Below are 15,191 nucleotides of genomic sequence, written 5' to 3' on the forward strand. Positions count from 1 at the left end.
ATGTCGAACATGATGCGGGACAGCCAGATCGTGGCGCAGACCGAGGACGAGACTCTCGGCTACATGTCCGACATGGCGCTCGAGCTGGCGCAAATGGCGGAAGACACCGGATTGGCGACGCTCGCCCATCTGTTCCGGATGGCGGCGCTGGAGGCCTCCACGGCCGACAGCGTGCTCGCCGAACTGGATAACCTGCCCCAGCGGATGACGTCGCACTAGACGCATCCCCTCACAAAGAGGTCGTCGTGCCCGGGCTTGTCCCGCCTGCGCGGCCGAAGCCGCTCCAGCGCGGCGAAGGCCCGGGCATCCACGTTCTTTGCGCCGCGGGCAAGGCGTGGATGGCCGGGACAAGCCCGGCCATGACGATGTGGAGATCATCGGGCCCAAGAAGAGCGCGGCTCGTGTCGGGTGCGGCAGGTTGACCCAGCCTGCGCGGCAGCCTTCTTGCAAGGGCATTTTGCCCGCATGCACCCGCATGCAACAAAGTGCATGTCAGGTGTCGAATCGCTCTTGCCTCGGAACGATACTGCCATTACCCATTTTTCGGCTTTGAAGAGGCAGGGGGAGCTCTTTCACTGATGGCGACATTGTTCGAACATCGGCGCGACGCTGCGTGCGCCTGAAAGAGTCTTGATGCTGCTCGTCGTCGAACAGTTCTTGAACGGATTGCAGTTCGGCCTGCTGCTGTTTCTGCTCGCCGCCGGCCTGACGCTGGTGTTCGGGATCATGGATCTCGTCAACCTCGCGCACGGCTCGCTCTATATGATGGGCGCCTATTTCGCCGCGACCTTCGCGGCCTGGACCGGCAGCTTCCTGCTCGGTGCGCTGATGGCGCTCGGCGCCACCCTGGTGCTCGGCATCGTGCTGGAGGTGAGCGCGCTGCGGCATCTCTACGGCCGCGACCATCTCGACCACGTGCTCGCGACGTTCGGCCTGATCCTGTTCTTCAACGAAGCCGTGCGGCTGATCTGGGGCCCGGCGGGCCTCGCGCTGCCGTTGCCGGCCTGGCTCACCGTGCCGGTGCCGATCCTGCCCGGCATTCACTATCCGGCCTATCGCCTCGCCATCATCATCGTGGCGCTGCTGGTCGCGCTCCTGCTCTATCTCGGCGTGATGCGCACCCGCATCGGCATGTTGATCCGCGCCGGTGCCTCCAACCGCGAGATGATCGGCGCGCTCGGCATCAACATCAAGCTGCTCTACACGCTGGTGTTCGGCCTAGGGGCCGCGCTCGCGGGCCTTGCCGGGCTGATGCAGGCGCCGATCCTCACCGTGCAGATCGGCATGGGCGAGAACATCCTGATCCTCGCCTTCGTCATCATCGTGATCGGCGGCATCGGCTCCATCCGCGGCGCGTTCCTCGCCGCGATCTTCGTCGGCATGATCGACACGCTCGGCCGCGCCTTCCTGCCCAATCTGCTGCGGCAGGTGCTGAGCGGCGCCGCCGCCTCCACCGCCGCGCCCGCGCTGTCCTCCATGCTGATCTACCTGTTGATGGCGATCGTGCTGGTGGTGCGGCCGGAGGGGCTGTTTCCGGCCAATCGTCGATGAAGGGTTTGACTGTGAGCAAGGCCGTCACGGCCCTGATGCTGGCAGGCCTCGTGCTGCTGCCGCTCTATTCGCATCTGTCCGGCAACATCTTCATCCTGACGCTGTTCACCCGCATCGTCATCCTGGCGCTGGCGGCTGCGAGCCTCAACCTCATCATGGGATTTGCCGGCCTGATGAGCTTTGGCCACGCCGCCTATCTCGGCATCGGCGGCTACGCGGTCGGCATGCTGGCGCAGGAAGGCGTGGGATCCGGCTTCATCCAGTTTGCGGTCGCGCTCGCGGCTTCCGCAATCTATGCACTGGTGATCGGCGCGCTCTCACTGCGCACCCGCGGCGTCTACTTCATCATGATCACGCTCGCCTTCGCGCAAATGGCCTATTACGTCGCCTCGGGCCTTGCGCGTTACGGCGGCGATGACGGCCTCACCATCTACACGCGGAGCGACTTCTCCGGCCTGATCGACCCGTCGAACCGAACGCAGTTCTACTATCTCTGCCTCGCCTGCCTGTTCGGCGTAATGGTCCTGATCTGGCGCATCGTCAATTCGCGCTTCGGTCTCGTCGTGCAGGGTCTGCGCTCCAACGAGCAGCGCATGCAGGCGATCGGCTTTCCGGCCAAGCGCTACCAGCTGGTCTGCTTCGTCATCTCCGGCACCATGTGCGGCCTCGCCGGCGCGCTGCTCGCCAACAACACCGATTTCGTCAGCCCGGCCGTGATGTACTGGACCCGCTCCGGCGACCTCATGGTGATGGTGATCCTCGGCGGCATGGGCACGCTGTTCGGCCCGGTCATGGGCGCGGTGGTGTTCCTGCTGCTGGAAGAGCTGCTGTCGCAGATCACCGAATATTGGGCGCTGATCTTGGGCCCGCTGCTGCTGCTGATCGTGCTGTTCGGCCGCGGCGGCATCATGGGCGCGCTAGGGAGGGCCGACCGTGGCTGAACCCTTGCTCCGCGTCGAAAAGCTGGTGCGACGCTTCGGCGGCATCATCGCGACCGACAACGTTTCGCTCGACGTCGCCAGCGGCGAGCTGCACGCCATCATCGGCCCGAACGGCGCCGGCAAGACCACGCTGATCAGCCAGCTCACCGGACATCTCGCGCCGCATTCCGGCAGCGTCTCGCTGGCGGGGCGCGATATCACTTACCTTCCGGCCTATCGGCGCTGTGCGCTGGGCCTTGCGCGTTCGTTCCAGATCACCTCGCTGCTGCTCGATTTCACCGCCGCGGATAACGTCGCGCTGGCGGCGCAGGCGCATGCCGGCACCTCGTTCCGCTTCTTCGCCGATGCGCGCAAGGAGAAAGGCCTGCGCGATGCCGCACATGCCGCGCTTGATCGCGTTGGCCTGGCTCATCGCGCCGATGTTCTGGTCTCGAGGCTCAGCCATGGCGAGCGACGCCAGATCGAGCTTGCGGTCGCGCTCGCCAGCAAGCCGAAATTGCTGCTGCTCGACGAGCCGATGGCCGGCCTCGGCGTTACCGAATCCCAGAGCATGGTGAAGCTGCTGCAGGAGCTCCGCAAGGAAGTCTCGATCGTGCTTGTCGAGCACGACATGCCGGCGGTATTCGCGCTGGCCGACCGCATCACGGTGCTGGTCTATGGCCGCGTCATCGCCTCCGGCGACCCGGCCGCGATCCGGGCCAACGAGGACGTCAAGCGCGCCTATCTCGGCGACCAGCACGTGGTGACGCATCATGGCTGACACGCTGCTCGACGTCGACGGCATCGAGACCTGCTACGGCCTCTCGCAGGTGCTCTTCGGCCTGTCGCTATCGATCAAGCCGGGCGAGATGGTCTCGCTGATGGGCCGCAACGGCATGGGCAAGACCACCACCATCCGCTCCATCATGGGCCTGACGCCTGCCCGTGCCGGCGCGATCCGTTTTGCCGGCGCCGAGGTGCGGCAGCTGCCGTCCTACCGAATTGCAAAGCTTGGCGTCGGCCTCGTCCCCGAGGGCCGCCAGATCTTCCCGAACCTCACCGTGCGCGAAAACCTGGTGGCGGCCGCCGCCGATCGCTTCGGCAGTCCCAATCCCTGGACACTGCCGGCGATCTACGTGCTGTTCCCGCGCCTCGCCGAACGTGCGACCAACATGGGCAACCAGCTCTCCGGCGGCGAGCAGCAGATGCTCGCGATCGGCCGCGCGCTGATGACCAATCCGAAGCTGCTCATTCTGGACGAGGCGACCGAAGGCCTCGCGCCGCTGATCCGCGAAGAAATCTGGCACTGCCTGTCGCTGCTCAAGAGCCGGGGGCAATCGATCCTGGTCGTCGACAAGAACGTCGACCATCTCGCCCGCATCTGCGATCGCCATTACATCATCGAGCGCGGCAAGACCGTATGGAGCGGCACCTCCGACGAGCTGTTGGCCGAGCCGGATCTCCAGCACAAATATCTGGGCATCTGAGCCCGCGCTCTCTCCCCGTCATTGCGAGGAGCCCTCGCTCTCTCAACCCCGTCATTGCGAGGAGCGGAGCGACGAAGCAATCCAGAGTCTTTCCGCGGAGGCAGTCTGGATTGCTTCGCTGCGCTCGCAATGACGGCGGCGAGAGTACGATCCGACGTCAAAACACCTCGAAATATTCGCGGTGCTCCCAGTCGGTCACTTCAGACAGGAAGCGGTCGATCTCGGCGTTCTTGATGTGGGTGTAATAATCGACGAATTCGGCTCCGAGCTTCTCGCGGAAGAACGGATCGTCCTTCAGGGCGGCGACGGCATCGCGCAGTGATTTCGGCAGCAGCGGCGCCTTGGTCTCGTAGGGCGTGTCGGCGGAGGGGCCGGGATCGAGCCTGCGATCGACGCCGTCGAGGCCAGAGAGAATCTGCGAGGCCATGTAGAGATAAGGGTTTGCTGCTGGCTCGCCGATGCGGTTCTCCAGGCGCGTTGCGGCATCACCCGCACCGCCGAGCACGCGGATCATCACGCCGCGATTGTCGCGGCCCCAGATCGCCCGGTCCGGCGCCAGCGAATAGGAGCGGTAGCGCTTGTAGCCGTTGATGGTCGGGGTGGTGAACAATGTCGAGGCGCGGGCGTGATCGAGCAGGCCGGCGAGGTAGGCCTTGCCGAACGCGCTGAGCGGCTCGCTGCCGTCTTTCGCCGTTTCCTTGGTCATGAACAGGTTCTCGCCGCTCGCGCGCGAGACGATCGACTGGTGCAGGTGCCAGCCGCTGGCAAACACGTTCGGCAGCTTCGGCCGGCACATGAAGGTGGCGTGATAGCCGTGCCGGCGCGCGATCTGCTTCACGGCGGAGCGGAACAGCACCATGTTGTCGGCAGGCTCCAGCCCCTTGCGCGGCGCGAAGGTGAACTCGCACTGGCTCGGTCCGAACTCGACCTCGACGGAGCGCAGGGGCAGGCCGAGCGCGACGATATCGCGGCGCAGGATCTCCAGCACCGGCTCCATCTGATCGAATCGCTGCTCGGTGAGATATTGATAGCCGTGACTGAGCAGGCTCACCGATGGCGGCGTGCCGGGCTGACCGGCATCCTCCGGCCGCATATGCGCATCGTCGAGCCTGAAGATGTGGAATTCGACCTCGAGGCCGGCGACGAAATCGTGGCCTCGGCCCGCGAGCTCGTCGAGCACCTTGCGATAGAGCGAGCGCGTCGCGAACGGCACCGGGCGGCCGTCATTGAAGTGGAGGTCGCACAGCACCCAGCCCGTGGTCGGCGCCCACGGCAAGACGCGAAACGTGGTGGGATCGGCGACCATCAGCACGTCGGCCGCGCCCTCCATCTCCTTCATGCCGAAGCCGCCGCCCGCGGTAAACACCGGAAACACCGTGCGGTGCGACGTGTCCTTGGCGAGCATGGTGGTGGTGATGGAGCAGCCACTCTCCAGCGCGGTAATCGCCTCGGAGGCGACGATGGTCTTGCCGCGCAGGATGCCGTGCTGGTCGGGAAAGGCGAGGCGGATCACCTCGAGATTCCTCTCCTCGACGATGCGGCACATGCGCGCCGCGGCGTCCCTTTGCTCATCCGACCACAGCGCATGACGCGCGACGAAAGTCACTTTGATCGTTCCTTTTCGCTCGATGAGAGTATAGGGCACACTGTCATCGTCCGCGAAGACGGACGATCCAGTATTCCAGAGACGGCAACGTATCCACGAGAGGCCGCGGCGGACTGGATGCCCCGCTTTCGCGGAGCATGACACCAGAGATTGCTGAGCCGCCGTCGCGACTCGCCGGCGACGATCGGCGCCATCACTCCGCCGCCGTCAGCTTATGCACGTTATCAGCGATCTCCTTCGGCACCGGCGCGGTCCACGGCGCGCCGCGGCGGCGCTTGACGTCGACTTCCATCCAGTAGGTCTCCCAGCCCCGGGTCGGGCCGATGCCGTCCATGGTCGCCGGTCCCTGGATGCTGCGCGCATTGGCCTCGTCCAGGAACAGCATCGGCTTCTCGCCGCCCGTGACCTTCTCGATCTCCTGCCGCAGCAGGCGGCGGTACTGCACGATCGCCTTGTCGCTCGAACCGAGATGCTCCTTGGTGCGGTCCTGGATCGCGCCCATCGATTCCACCGCCCATTGGTCGTGGACGTTGATGTCGTTGCCCATGCCGGTATAGGTCGCGGTGTGCTGCTCGTGCGGATCGAATCCGTAGTCGTTGCTACGGTTCTTGCGCGACTTGTAGTCAGGCAGCTCATAGAGCTCGAGCCGCTGGTCGCGCATCTTCTGCTTGTCGACCGGGGCCGCGTAGCTGGTGAAGATCGCGTACCAATAGCAGTTCTCGTCGTCGACCGGCACGTGCCATTGCGTGATCGTCATCTCCGTGCTCATGGGGATGACGAAGCCGTGCGGGAACAGCTGGTTGGTGACGCGCACATGGGTGCGCTCCTCGTCGATCTCGCGCAGCGCGATCAGGCGCAGGCCGTATTCGGTGTGCTCGACATTGATGATCGGGCGGTCGTATTCGCGCAGGATCTTCGTCATCGGCAGATCGCTGCCGGCGGAGGCGCCGCGGAATTGCTTGCCGTAGGCGGTGGAGGTGTCCTCGTCCTCGAAGAAGCGATGTAGATAGGAGGCGTGCGCGGGATCGATGCCGACCTCCAGCGCCTGCAGCCAATTGCAGGCCATGTGGCCCTTGAACGCGAAAGTGTGCGTGCCGGGGGCAACGAAACAGTCGATCTCCGGGAATGCCGGCGGCTCTCCTTCTCCAAGATACGCCCAGAGGATGCCGCTCTTCTCGACCACGGGATAGGAGCGTTGCCGGATGTTCTGGCAGAGCTTCGAATCCTTCGGTTCGGCCGGGGTCTCGATGCACTGGCCGGTGGCGTCGAACAGCCAGCCGTGGAAGGCGCAGCGCAGGCCGCCATGCTCGAGCCGGCCGAAGGCGAGGTCCGCGCCGCGATGGGCGCAGTGGCGATCCATCAGGCCGTAACGTCCGGTCTCGTCACGGAACAGCACCAGGTTCTCGCCGAGCAGTTTGACGGGGCGGATCGGGCGAGCGCCCTCGAGCTCGTCCACCAGCGCCGCCGGCTGCCAGTAGCTCCGCATCAGTCTGCCGCACGGATCCTTCGGCCCGGTGCGGGTGATCAGGTCGTTCTGCTCCTGGCTCATCATGACGCGTGCATCCCTTGTGGAGTGGCGCTTGTTCGCCTATTGAACGAATGGGCGAATTATGCCATGCCGTGATCCGGCAGCAAGCACTATTTTGCAGGATCCTCCCATGCCCAAGCTGAAGCGGAGCGAGAGCGAGGAGCGGGCGACGGATTTCGTCGAGGCGCTCGATCGCGGCCTGCGCCTGCTGCAATGTTTCGGCACCAATGCGGGTCCGATGACGCTGAGCGATCTCGCCCGCGCCGCCGATCTGCCGCGCGCCACCGCACGGCGCATGCTGTTCACGCTCCAGCGCGGCGGTTATGTCTCGGGCGATGGCAAGCTGTTCTCACTGACCCCGCATGTGCTGACGCTGGCGGCGTCTTACCTGCGCTCCAACCAGCTCGTCGCGGTGCTGCAGCCCGTGCTCGATCACGTTGCGACCGCAGCGAACGAGATCTCTTCGCTCGCGATCCTCGACGGCGACGACGTCGTGTTCATTGCCCGGGGGAGTCCGGCGCGGGTGTTCTCGGGCGGACTGGAGATCGGCTACCGCCTGCCTTCGTTCTGCACCTCGGTCGGCCGCGCCATGCTCGGCCAGCTCGACGATGCCGCCCTTGCCGCGCGCCTGAAGGCGATGGCGCGCGAGGCGCTGACGCCGCAGACACTGTCCGACCCAACGGCACTGCTGGCGCGCATCGCCGCCGACCGTGCGCTGGGCTATTCCCTGGTCGATCGCGAGGCCGAGCCGCATTTTCGTTCGATCTCGGTTCCGATCCGTCGCTACGACGGCGTCATCGTCGCCGCGATCAACATGGGGGCCCATGTCGACCGCGTGCCGGCGCAGGAACTGGTCGATCGTTTCCTGCCGCTGCTGCAGGAGGGGGCGGCGTCGCTGCGGTCGCAACTTCTGTAACTGTATTCCCGCTATCTCGAAACCGGTGCTATAATGGGCGCAATGAGAACAGGGAGGACGCCATGCATCATACCATGGTTCCCAGTGATCGCGTGGAGCGTGTCGCCGTCTACGGGCGCGACGGTACGAAGCTCGGCACGATCGAACGACTGATGCTCGACAAGATGAGTGGGATGGTTGCCTATGCGGTGATCAAGACCGGTGGACTGCTTGGCACCCACCATCACTACCCTCTCCAGTGGAGCGCGTTGAAATACGACCCAAGGCGCGAGGCGTTCCAGATCGAGTTGACGCTGGACGAACTCAGCAGTGGCCCGTGCGAGTTCGATGGCGATGCGTTCGACTGGGGTGACCGTTCGCGGTCCTACCCGCATCCGCATTACTGGTCGGTCTAGCGGCCAAGTCGGCCAGGTAGGCCGCATTCTCGGCGGACGCGCTTGGGCTCGGGCTGCGGCCGCCGAGCCGCGTCTGAGATGCAAGCGGCGCGGCGTGCCGGCCGACGGATGACATTGGGAGACGCGCCCATCGTGCGCTACCGCCCCTCCGCCTCGCGCTCCATGTCGCGGCCCGAAAGGTCCTCGCCCTGCATGTTGGCGTAATCCCGCGCCATCTCGCGCATCAGGAATTTCGCCGGGACGTCGTGATAGGTGCCGCGGTCGTTGACGTATTGCATGTAGGCGCGGCCCTCGCCGTCGAAGGGATGCAGCAGCGCGTCGGTGTGGCCGTCGAAATCGAGCGGCGCCACGCCGACCTTGGCGCAGAGCGTGTCGTTGAAGGTCGGCGTCGCCTTGCGCCAGGCGCCGTCGACGAACACCTCCGTATAGCCGTGCCAGGTGAAGATGTCGGTGCCCATGCTCGCGCGCAGCTTCTCGGTGGTGAGATGGTTCTTCACGTCGGCAAAGCCGACCCGTGCGGGGATGCCGTGGACGCGGCAGGCGGCAGCATATAGCGCGGCCTTACCGACGCAATAACCCTGGCCTGCGGCGAGCACGCTCGAGGCGCGAAAGGTCTCGGCAACGCGCATGCTGACATAGGGGTTATAGCGGATGCCGTCGCGCACCGCCTTATAGAGCACGCTCGCCTTCTGCCGCGCGCTCGCGTCCGCGCGCACGGCGTTGTCAGCGAATTGCTGCACGGCGGGATGATCGCTGTCGATGTACTCGCCGGGATCGGTGTAGAGGCGGCGGAGCGTATCGGGAAGGATGTCGGTCATGCCTGGAGCTTAGCAGGCGATCGCCGCGGAACTCAAATCGCACGATCAAGTCACACGATACGGGTGCATGGTGCCCGTTCGAATTGCGCTGAGACGCCTCGATCGCAGCGCTGCCGCAGATCCATTCGAACATGGAAGTGCTGACGTCGGTGGAGGTCATTATTGAAGCCCGAAGTTGGCTGCTCTTCATATCGTCCATTTACGGAACGAAAAGGGATACGAAGTGCTTCGGCGCGCACAACTGCGCTCCCTCGCCCCTTGCGGGGGAGGGCGGGGGAGAGGGGTGGCCCCGGAAACGGTGTTCGTTGTGGCGAAGAACGAACGTGTTGCGTGAAGGATGAGTCCCCGTGTGGACCCCTCTCCCTAACCCTCCCCCGCAAGGGGGAGAGAACGTAGCGGAGATCGGAGCTGACAACTCTCCCTACAGCGCCACACTCCGCAGTCCGAAGCTGCGGGCCTCGTTCTGCAGCACCGGCCGCACGGCCTCGACCAGCCGCGCGGCGGCTGCATCGACGGAGAGGCCGGCGGTATCGACCACTGCCGTCGCGCGCGAATACAGCGGCTCGCGGCTCAAGAGGATGTTGCGCAGCTCCGCCATGGCGGAGCGGTCGTCCGCCATCGGACGCAGATCGCCCTGGCGACGGACGCGGGCCATGTGCTCCTCGGGCTCGGCCTTGAGCCATATCGTGTAGAACGAGGTCAGGATCTGGTCGAAGGTCAGGGGTTCCGAGACGATGCCGCCGCCGGTCGCCAGCACCATCAGCTCGTTGCGCGCCAGCAGCTGTTGCAGCGCCGCCTGCTCCATGCGGCGAAAGCCCTCTTGGCCGTACAGCGCGATGATCTCGGCGACCGAGAGCCCGTTCTGCTGCTCGACCTCCTTGTTGAGCTCGACGAAGCTCCAGCCGACCTTCTTCGCCAGGATCTTGCCGAGAGTGGATTTGCCGGCGCCGCGCAGGCCGATCAGCGCGATGCCACAGAACGGCGCGCGCCGCGGCGCGGTTGCGCTGCCGCCGGCGAGCAGATCCTTGGCTTGCGCGATCTGCGCCGGCGTCGCCTTGCGCAAGAGATCGCGAAACATCTGCCAGTCCGGTGTCGGCTCGGCCGAGGGCAGCAGGTCTTCGAGATGCGCGCCCATCGCGTCGGAGACGCGGCGGAGCAGCACGATGGAGACATTGCCCTTGCCGCTTTCGAGCTGCGCGATGTAGCGCTCCGAGATACCTGATACCTTGGCGAGCACCTTGCGCGACATGCCGCGCAACGCGCGCATGGTGCGCACGCGCTGGCCGAGCTGTTCAAGGAATCGGGATTCGGCGTCGGGACTGTCGGTCATGAGCCTTCTTTAGGGGATGTCTTCTTGAAGGTTGTCCTGCGGCGCAATTTAATGAAACATAGTGCCTGCTGGCATTGACAGCAAGCGACCGCGGTGTCTTTCTATGAATTATAATTCTAAATTCGGGGGAGAAGTCCGTGAGCGAGGGATCCTATAACGCGGTGACCTGGCTGCTCGACCGTAACGTCGAGGAGGGCCGGGGCAGCAAGCTGGCCTTCGACGACACCGTCTCGCGGCTCACCTATGGCGAGCTCCAGCAACAGACCCGCCGCGCCGCCAACATGCTGCGCCGGCTCGGCGTCCGCCGCGAGGAGCGCGTGGCGATGATCATGCTGGATACGGTCGACTTTCCGGTCGTGTTCCTGGGCGCGATCCGCGCCGGCATCGTGCCGGTGCCGCTGAACACGCTGCTGACGGCGGACCAATACGCCTACATCCTCGCCGATTGCCGTGCGCGCGTGCTGTTCGTCTCCGAAGCGCTCTATCCCGTCATCAAGGACGTTGTCGGCCGCATGCCCGATCTCGAGCATGTCGTGGTCTCCGGCGCCAAGCAGAACGGCCACAAGCAACTCGCGGAGGAGATTGCCGGCGAGAGCGACCAGTTCACCACCGCGGCGACGCATCCTGACGAGCCGGCGTTCTGGCTCTACTCGTCGGGCTCGACCGGCATGCCCAAGGGCGTGCGCCATATCCATTCCAATTTGCAGGCGACCGCCGACACCTACGCCAAGCAGGTGCTCGGCATCCGCGAGAGCGATGTGTGTCTGTCCGCCGCAAAGCTGTTCTTCGCCTATGGCCTCGGCAATGCGCTGACCTTCCCGATGTCGGTCGGCGCCAGCGTCATCCTCAACAGCGAGCGGCCGACACCGGCGCGCATGTTCGATCTGATGAACCGCTACAACCCCTCGATCTTCTACGGCGTGCCGACCTTGTTCGCGGCGATGCTCAACGACGAGACCATGAAAAGCGAGCGCGGCGGCAAGGCCCTGCGCATCTGCACCTCGGCCGGCGAGGCGCTGCCGGAATCGGTCGGCAACAACTGGAAGGCGCGCTTCGGCGTCGACATCCTCGACGGCGTCGGCTCGACCGAGCTCTTGCACATCTTCCTGTCGAATGCGCCCGGCGACATCAAATACGGCTCCTCCGGCAAGCCGGTGCCAGGCTATGCGGTCCGGCTCGTCAACGAAGCCGGGCAGGACGTCGCCGACGGCGAGGTCGGCGAGCTCTTGGTCGATGCGCCCTCCGCCGGTGAGGGCTACTGGAATCAGCGCCACAAGAGCCGCCGCACGTTTGAAGGCCCCTGGACCCGCACCGGCGACAAATATGTCCGCGACGCCGAGGGCCGCTACACCTTCTGCGGCCGCGCCGACGACATGTTCAAGGTCTCCGGCATCTGGGTCTCGCCGTTCGAGGTCGAGAGCGCGCTGATCTCGCATCCCGCCGTGCTGGAAGCGGCCGTCGTGCCGGAAGCCGATCCGGAAGGCCTGCTGAAGCCGAAGGCGTTCGTCGTGCTGCGCCCCGGCGTGACGACGAGCAATCTCCAGGAAATGCTGAAGGAGCACGTCAAGCAGAAGATCGGCCCGTGGAAATATCCGCGCTGGATCGATGTGGTGGACTCGCTGCCGAAGACGGCGACCGGAAAGATCCAGCGGTTCAAATTGCGGGAAGGGGCGCATTGAGGAGCGCGTATGTCTGAGGTGACTGACACCGTTGCGGCAATCTCCGCTGCGCTCCCTCCCCCCTTGCGGGGGAGGGCGGGGGAGAGGGGTAGCCCAGCAATCGGTCTTCATCGTCGCGCGCACGGTGTTCTTCGTCACACTGGGAGTCCCGGTGTGGCACCCCTCTCCCTAGCCCTCCCCCGCAAGGGGGGAGGGAACGACGGAGTGCGCCGACGCGTCTCGTCCTCATTGCGAATAAGAGTGACACCATGACAAACCTCACCCCCACCGGCTTCCTCAACATCGGCGGCGCCAGCCTCGAATACAAATGGCTCGCGCCGCAATCGGCGGATGCGCCGACTATCGTGATGCTGCACGAAGGCCTCGGCTCGGTCGGGCTCTGGGGCGACTTTCCGGAAAAGCTGCAGCAGGCGACCGGCGCCGGCATCTTCGCCTATTCGCGCGCGGGCTACGGCCAATCGAGCCCCGTGCCGTTGCCGCGGCCGCTCGACTACATGCAGCGCGAGGCGCTGGACGTGCTGCCGAAAATCCTCGACGCCATTCCGTTCAAGCGCGGCCTCCTGCTCGGCCATTCCGACGGCGCCTCGATCGCGGCGATCTATGCCGGTTCGCACCAGGATCACCGTTTGCATGGCATCGGATTGATCGCCCCGCACTTCATCGTCGAGGACCTCTCGGTGAAATCCATCGCGGAGATCAAGACGACGTTCGAGACCACGGACCTCAAGGCAAAGCTTGCGCGCTGGCACAAGGACGTCGACAACGCCTTCTACGGCTGGAACGGCGCCTGGCTCGATCCCAAATTCCGCGACTGGGACATCTCCGAATACCTCGCCTATATCCGCGTGCCTGTCTTGATCGTCCAGGGCAAGGATGACCAGTACGGCACCCTGCGTCAGGTCGAGATCGCGCAGGAAGAGTGCTACTGCCCGGTCGACGTGAAGATCGTTTCCGATGCCGGCCATTCGCCGCATCGCGACGCGCCTGGGGCGACGCTGGAGGCGATCGAGCAGTTCGCGAGAGCGGCGCTGCGCGATGATGAGGGACTGCAAGGCCGCGCCGCGTGAGAGCGGCAGCGGTCTGACAGAACCGAACGCGCTGAACAGCAACGGGATTGGAGCGTTCGCCGTTGTCTTCCCTGAGATGAAACAAAATGCATGTGAGCTCCGTTAAGGGCTAGACGCGCTCAAAAAGATGCACTATTGTGCATCTAACGCTACGGCGAAAATGCATAATCAAGCTCAGGGATGACCCATGGCCGGGGAAGATCGGCGCCTCGCAGGCGGCGCGACATTCATCGATTTCCAGACCGAACCGTCCCGCTACAAGCACTGGAAGCTCGCGGTCGACGGCGACGTCGCGACGCTGACCATGGACGTCGACGAGAATGGCGGCCTGTTCGAGGGCTATCTGCTCAAGCTCAACTCCTACGATCTCGGCGTCGACATCGAGCTTGCGGATGCGCTCCAGCGCCTGCGCTTCGAGCATCCCGAGGTCAAGGTCGTGGTCATGCGCTCGGCCAAGAACCGCGTGTTCTGCGCCGGCGCCAACATCCGCATGCTCGCGGGCTCCACCCATGCCCACAAGGTGAACTTCTGCAAGTTCACCAACGAGACCCGCAACGGCATGGAAGATTCCTCGGAGAATTCCGGCCAGCGCTTCATCACCGTGGTGAACGGCTCGGCCGCCGGCGGCGGCTACGAGCTGGCGCTCGCCACCGACCACATCATCCTCGCCGACGACGGCTCCTCCGCCGTGGCGCTGCCCGAAGTGCCGCTGCTCGCGGTGCTGCCCGGCACAGGCGGTCTGACGCGCGTCGTCGACAAGCGCAAGGTGCGCCGCGATCACGCCGATTTCTTCTGCACCATCGAGGAAGGCGTGAAGGGCAAGCGCGCCGTGCAATGGCGCCTCGTCGACGAGATCGCGCCGAACTCCAAGCTCGAGGCCAAGATCGCCGAGCGTGCCAAGGAGTTCGCGGCGGCCTCGAAGCGCAAGGGCAGCGGCAAGGGCATCGCGTTGACGCCGCTCAAGCGCCTGATCGACGACACCAGCATCCGCTACGGCTTCGTCACGGTCGACATCGACCGCACGGCCCGCATCGCCACCATCTCGATCAAGGCGCCGGAGGCCGCGCCGCCTGCCGACATCGACGGCATGATGGCGCAGGGCGCCTCGTTCTGGCCGCTCCGGGTGGCGCGCGAGCTCGACGACGCCATCCTGCATCTGCGCATCAACGAGCTCGAGATCGCGATGCTCGTCTTCAAGAGCCATGGCGACCGCGCTCATGTGCTCGCGCACGACGCCTTCCTCGAAGCCAACAAGGCGCATTGGCTGGTCAACGAAATCAGGCATTACTGGAAGCGCGTGCTGAAGCGCATCGACGTCACCTCGCGCACGCTGGTGACGCTGGTCGAGCCCGGCTCCTGCTTTGCCGGCACCCTCGCCGAGCTCGTCTTCGCAGCCGACCGCTCCTACATGCTGATCGGCACGCGCCAGGGCGACAACCGTCCGCCGCCCTCGATCGAGCTGTCCGCGATGAATTTCGGCCCCTACCCGATGAGCCATGGGCTGACCCGGCTGCAGTCGCGCTTCCAGGCCGACCCCTCCGATGTCGAGCGCGCGGAAGCAACGCTCGGCACCAGCCTCGACGCCGAGCAGGCCGAGGAGCTCGGCCTCGTCACCTTCGCGCTCGACGACATCGATTGGGACGACGAGGTTCGCGTGTTCCTGGAGGAGCGCGCCAGCTTCTCGCCCGACAGCCTCACCGGCATGGAGGCGAGCCTGCGCTTCGTCGGCCCCGAGACCATGGAATCAAAGATCTTCGCGCGCCTCACGGCCTGGCAGAACTGGATCTTCCAGCGCCCGAACGCGGTCGGGGAGGAAGGCGCGCTGCGCCGCTATGGCAGCGGCCAGAAGCCGAAATTCGATATGACGCGAGTGTAGCGAATAGGGAGTGGCGAA

The 15,191-nt window shown here is 65.1% G+C and carries 14 protein-coding genes; 10 read left to right on the forward strand and 4 right to left on the reverse strand.

Annotated features, from left to right (window positions below):
* The 5 genes from AC066S_RS14485 to AC066S_RS14505 all read left to right on the forward strand — a co-directional run bounded on the left by AC066S_RS14485 (position 1) and on the right by AC066S_RS14505 (position 3,958).
* Positions 1-219 (forward strand): hypothetical protein, encoded by a 219-nt coding sequence (locus AC066S_RS14485; RefSeq protein WP_126257230.1) that lies wholly within the window; start codon positions 1-3, stop codon positions 217-219.
* A gap of 414 nt (positions 220-633) precedes the next feature.
* Positions 634-1,551 (forward strand): branched-chain amino acid ABC transporter permease, encoded by a 918-nt coding sequence (locus AC066S_RS14490; protein WP_126257231.1) that lies wholly within the window; start codon positions 634-636, stop codon positions 1,549-1,551.
* On the forward strand, positions 1,548-2,492 hold the full coding sequence (locus AC066S_RS14495) for a branched-chain amino acid ABC transporter permease (protein WP_126257232.1): 945 nt from the start codon (positions 1,548-1,550) through the stop codon (positions 2,490-2,492). The genes AC066S_RS14490 and AC066S_RS14495 overlap by 4 nt, the downstream gene beginning before the upstream one ends.
* Positions 2,485-3,252: an ABC transporter ATP-binding protein gene (locus AC066S_RS14500; protein WP_126257233.1), complete on the forward strand. Its 768-nt coding sequence runs from the start codon at positions 2,485-2,487 to the stop codon at positions 3,250-3,252. The genes AC066S_RS14495 and AC066S_RS14500 overlap by 8 nt, the downstream gene beginning before the upstream one ends.
* The gene (locus tag AC066S_RS14505) at positions 3,245-3,958 is read left to right on the forward strand and encodes an ABC transporter ATP-binding protein (protein ID WP_126257234.1); all 714 of its coding nucleotides are present in this window, start codon (positions 3,245-3,247) and stop codon (positions 3,956-3,958) included. The genes AC066S_RS14500 and AC066S_RS14505 overlap by 8 nt, the downstream gene beginning before the upstream one ends.
* A 157-nt stretch (positions 3,959-4,115) precedes the next feature.
* On the opposite strand, the gene AC066S_RS14510 is transcribed toward AC066S_RS14505, so the two are convergent.
* Together AC066S_RS14510 and AC066S_RS14515 are read right to left on the reverse strand one after the other, a co-directional pair.
* Positions 4,116-5,564 (reverse strand): glutamine synthetase family protein, encoded by a 1,449-nt coding sequence (locus tag AC066S_RS14510; protein WP_478270007.1) that lies wholly within the window; start codon positions 5,562-5,564, stop codon positions 4,116-4,118.
* A gap of 193 nt (positions 5,565-5,757) precedes the next feature.
* Complete coding sequence (locus tag AC066S_RS14515; RefSeq protein ID WP_478270008.1) at positions 5,758-7,116, reverse strand: aromatic ring-hydroxylating dioxygenase subunit alpha; 1,359 nt, start codon at positions 7,114-7,116, stop codon at positions 5,758-5,760.
* Between the two features lie 106 nt (positions 7,117-7,222).
* Here AC066S_RS14515 and AC066S_RS14520 point away from each other — a divergent pair, with 106 nt between their 5' ends.
* Both AC066S_RS14520 and AC066S_RS14525 read left to right on the forward strand, forming a co-directional pair.
* A complete protein-coding gene (locus AC066S_RS14520) occupies positions 7,223-8,008 on the forward strand; it encodes an IclR family transcriptional regulator domain-containing protein (protein ID WP_478270009.1) in 786 nt (261 codons plus the stop codon).
* 62 nt (positions 8,009-8,070) lie between these two features.
* A complete protein-coding gene (locus tag AC066S_RS14525) occupies positions 8,071-8,403 on the forward strand; it encodes a PRC-barrel domain-containing protein (protein ID WP_126257238.1) in 333 nt (110 codons plus the stop codon).
* 137 nt (positions 8,404-8,540) lie between these two features.
* Here AC066S_RS14525 and AC066S_RS14530 read toward each other — a convergent pair whose 3' ends face one another.
* Positions 8,541-9,221: a transglutaminase-like domain-containing protein gene (locus AC066S_RS14530; protein ID WP_126257239.1), complete on the reverse strand. Its 681-nt coding sequence runs from the start codon at positions 9,219-9,221 to the stop codon at positions 8,541-8,543.
* A 421-nt stretch (positions 9,222-9,642) separates the two neighbouring features.
* Positions 9,643-10,551 (reverse strand): helix-turn-helix transcriptional regulator, encoded by a 909-nt coding sequence (locus AC066S_RS14535; RefSeq protein WP_126257240.1) that lies wholly within the window; start codon positions 10,549-10,551, stop codon positions 9,643-9,645.
* 137 nt (positions 10,552-10,688) lie between these two features.
* Here AC066S_RS14535 and AC066S_RS14540 point away from each other — a divergent pair, with 137 nt between their 5' ends.
* From AC066S_RS14540 to boxC, 3 genes are all read left to right on the forward strand, one after another.
* A complete protein-coding gene (locus AC066S_RS14540) occupies positions 10,689-12,230 on the forward strand; it encodes a benzoate-CoA ligase family protein (protein WP_478270010.1) in 1,542 nt (513 codons plus the stop codon).
* Positions 12,231-12,478: 248 nt separating this feature from the next.
* Positions 12,479-13,297, forward strand: a complete 819-nt coding sequence (locus AC066S_RS14545; protein ID WP_478270011.1) for an alpha/beta fold hydrolase — start codon at positions 12,479-12,481, stop codon at positions 13,295-13,297.
* Between the two features lie 187 nt (positions 13,298-13,484).
* Positions 13,485-15,173 carry a 2,3-epoxybenzoyl-CoA dihydrolase gene (boxC, locus tag AC066S_RS14550; protein WP_478270012.1) on the forward strand — a complete coding sequence of 563 codons (1,689 nt, stop codon included), beginning with the start codon at positions 13,485-13,487 and terminating at the stop codon, positions 15,171-15,173.
* The last annotated feature ends 18 nt before the right edge of the window (positions 15,174-15,191 follow it).

Source organism: Bradyrhizobium sp. CFUWI, from assembly GCF_056429085.1.

What these genes read in the sequence shown, in the direction of transcription:
- AC066S_RS14530 (WP_126257239.1), bottom strand. Translation starts at nt 9,221, where the DNA reads ATGACCGACATCCTTCCCGATACGCTCCGCCGCCTCTACACCGATCCC.
- AC066S_RS14495 (WP_126257232.1), top strand. Translation starts at nt 1,548, where the DNA reads ATGAAGGGTTTGACTGTGAGCAAGGCCGTCACGGCCCTGATGCTGGCA.
- AC066S_RS14525 (WP_126257238.1), top strand. Translation starts at nt 8,071, where the DNA reads ATGCATCATACCATGGTTCCCAGTGATCGCGTGGAGCGTGTCGCCGTC.
- AC066S_RS14535 (WP_126257240.1), bottom strand. Translation starts at nt 10,551, where the DNA reads ATGACCGACAGTCCCGACGCCGAATCCCGATTCCTTGAACAGCTCGGC.
- AC066S_RS14485 (WP_126257230.1), top strand. Translation starts at nt 1, where the DNA reads ATGTCGAACATGATGCGGGACAGCCAGATCGTGGCGCAGACCGAGGAC.
- AC066S_RS14520 (WP_478270009.1), top strand. Translation starts at nt 7,223, where the DNA reads ATGCCCAAGCTGAAGCGGAGCGAGAGCGAGGAGCGGGCGACGGATTTC.
- AC066S_RS14505 (WP_126257234.1), top strand. Translation starts at nt 3,245, where the DNA reads ATGGCTGACACGCTGCTCGACGTCGACGGCATCGAGACCTGCTACGGC.
- AC066S_RS14490 (WP_126257231.1), top strand. Translation starts at nt 634, where the DNA reads ATGCTGCTCGTCGTCGAACAGTTCTTGAACGGATTGCAGTTCGGCCTG.
- boxC (WP_478270012.1), top strand. Translation starts at nt 13,485, where the DNA reads ATGGCCGGGGAAGATCGGCGCCTCGCAGGCGGCGCGACATTCATCGAT.
- AC066S_RS14545 (WP_478270011.1), top strand. Translation starts at nt 12,479, where the DNA reads ATGACAAACCTCACCCCCACCGGCTTCCTCAACATCGGCGGCGCCAGC.
- AC066S_RS14515 (WP_478270008.1), bottom strand. Translation starts at nt 7,116, where the DNA reads ATGATGAGCCAGGAGCAGAACGACCTGATCACCCGCACCGGGCCGAAG.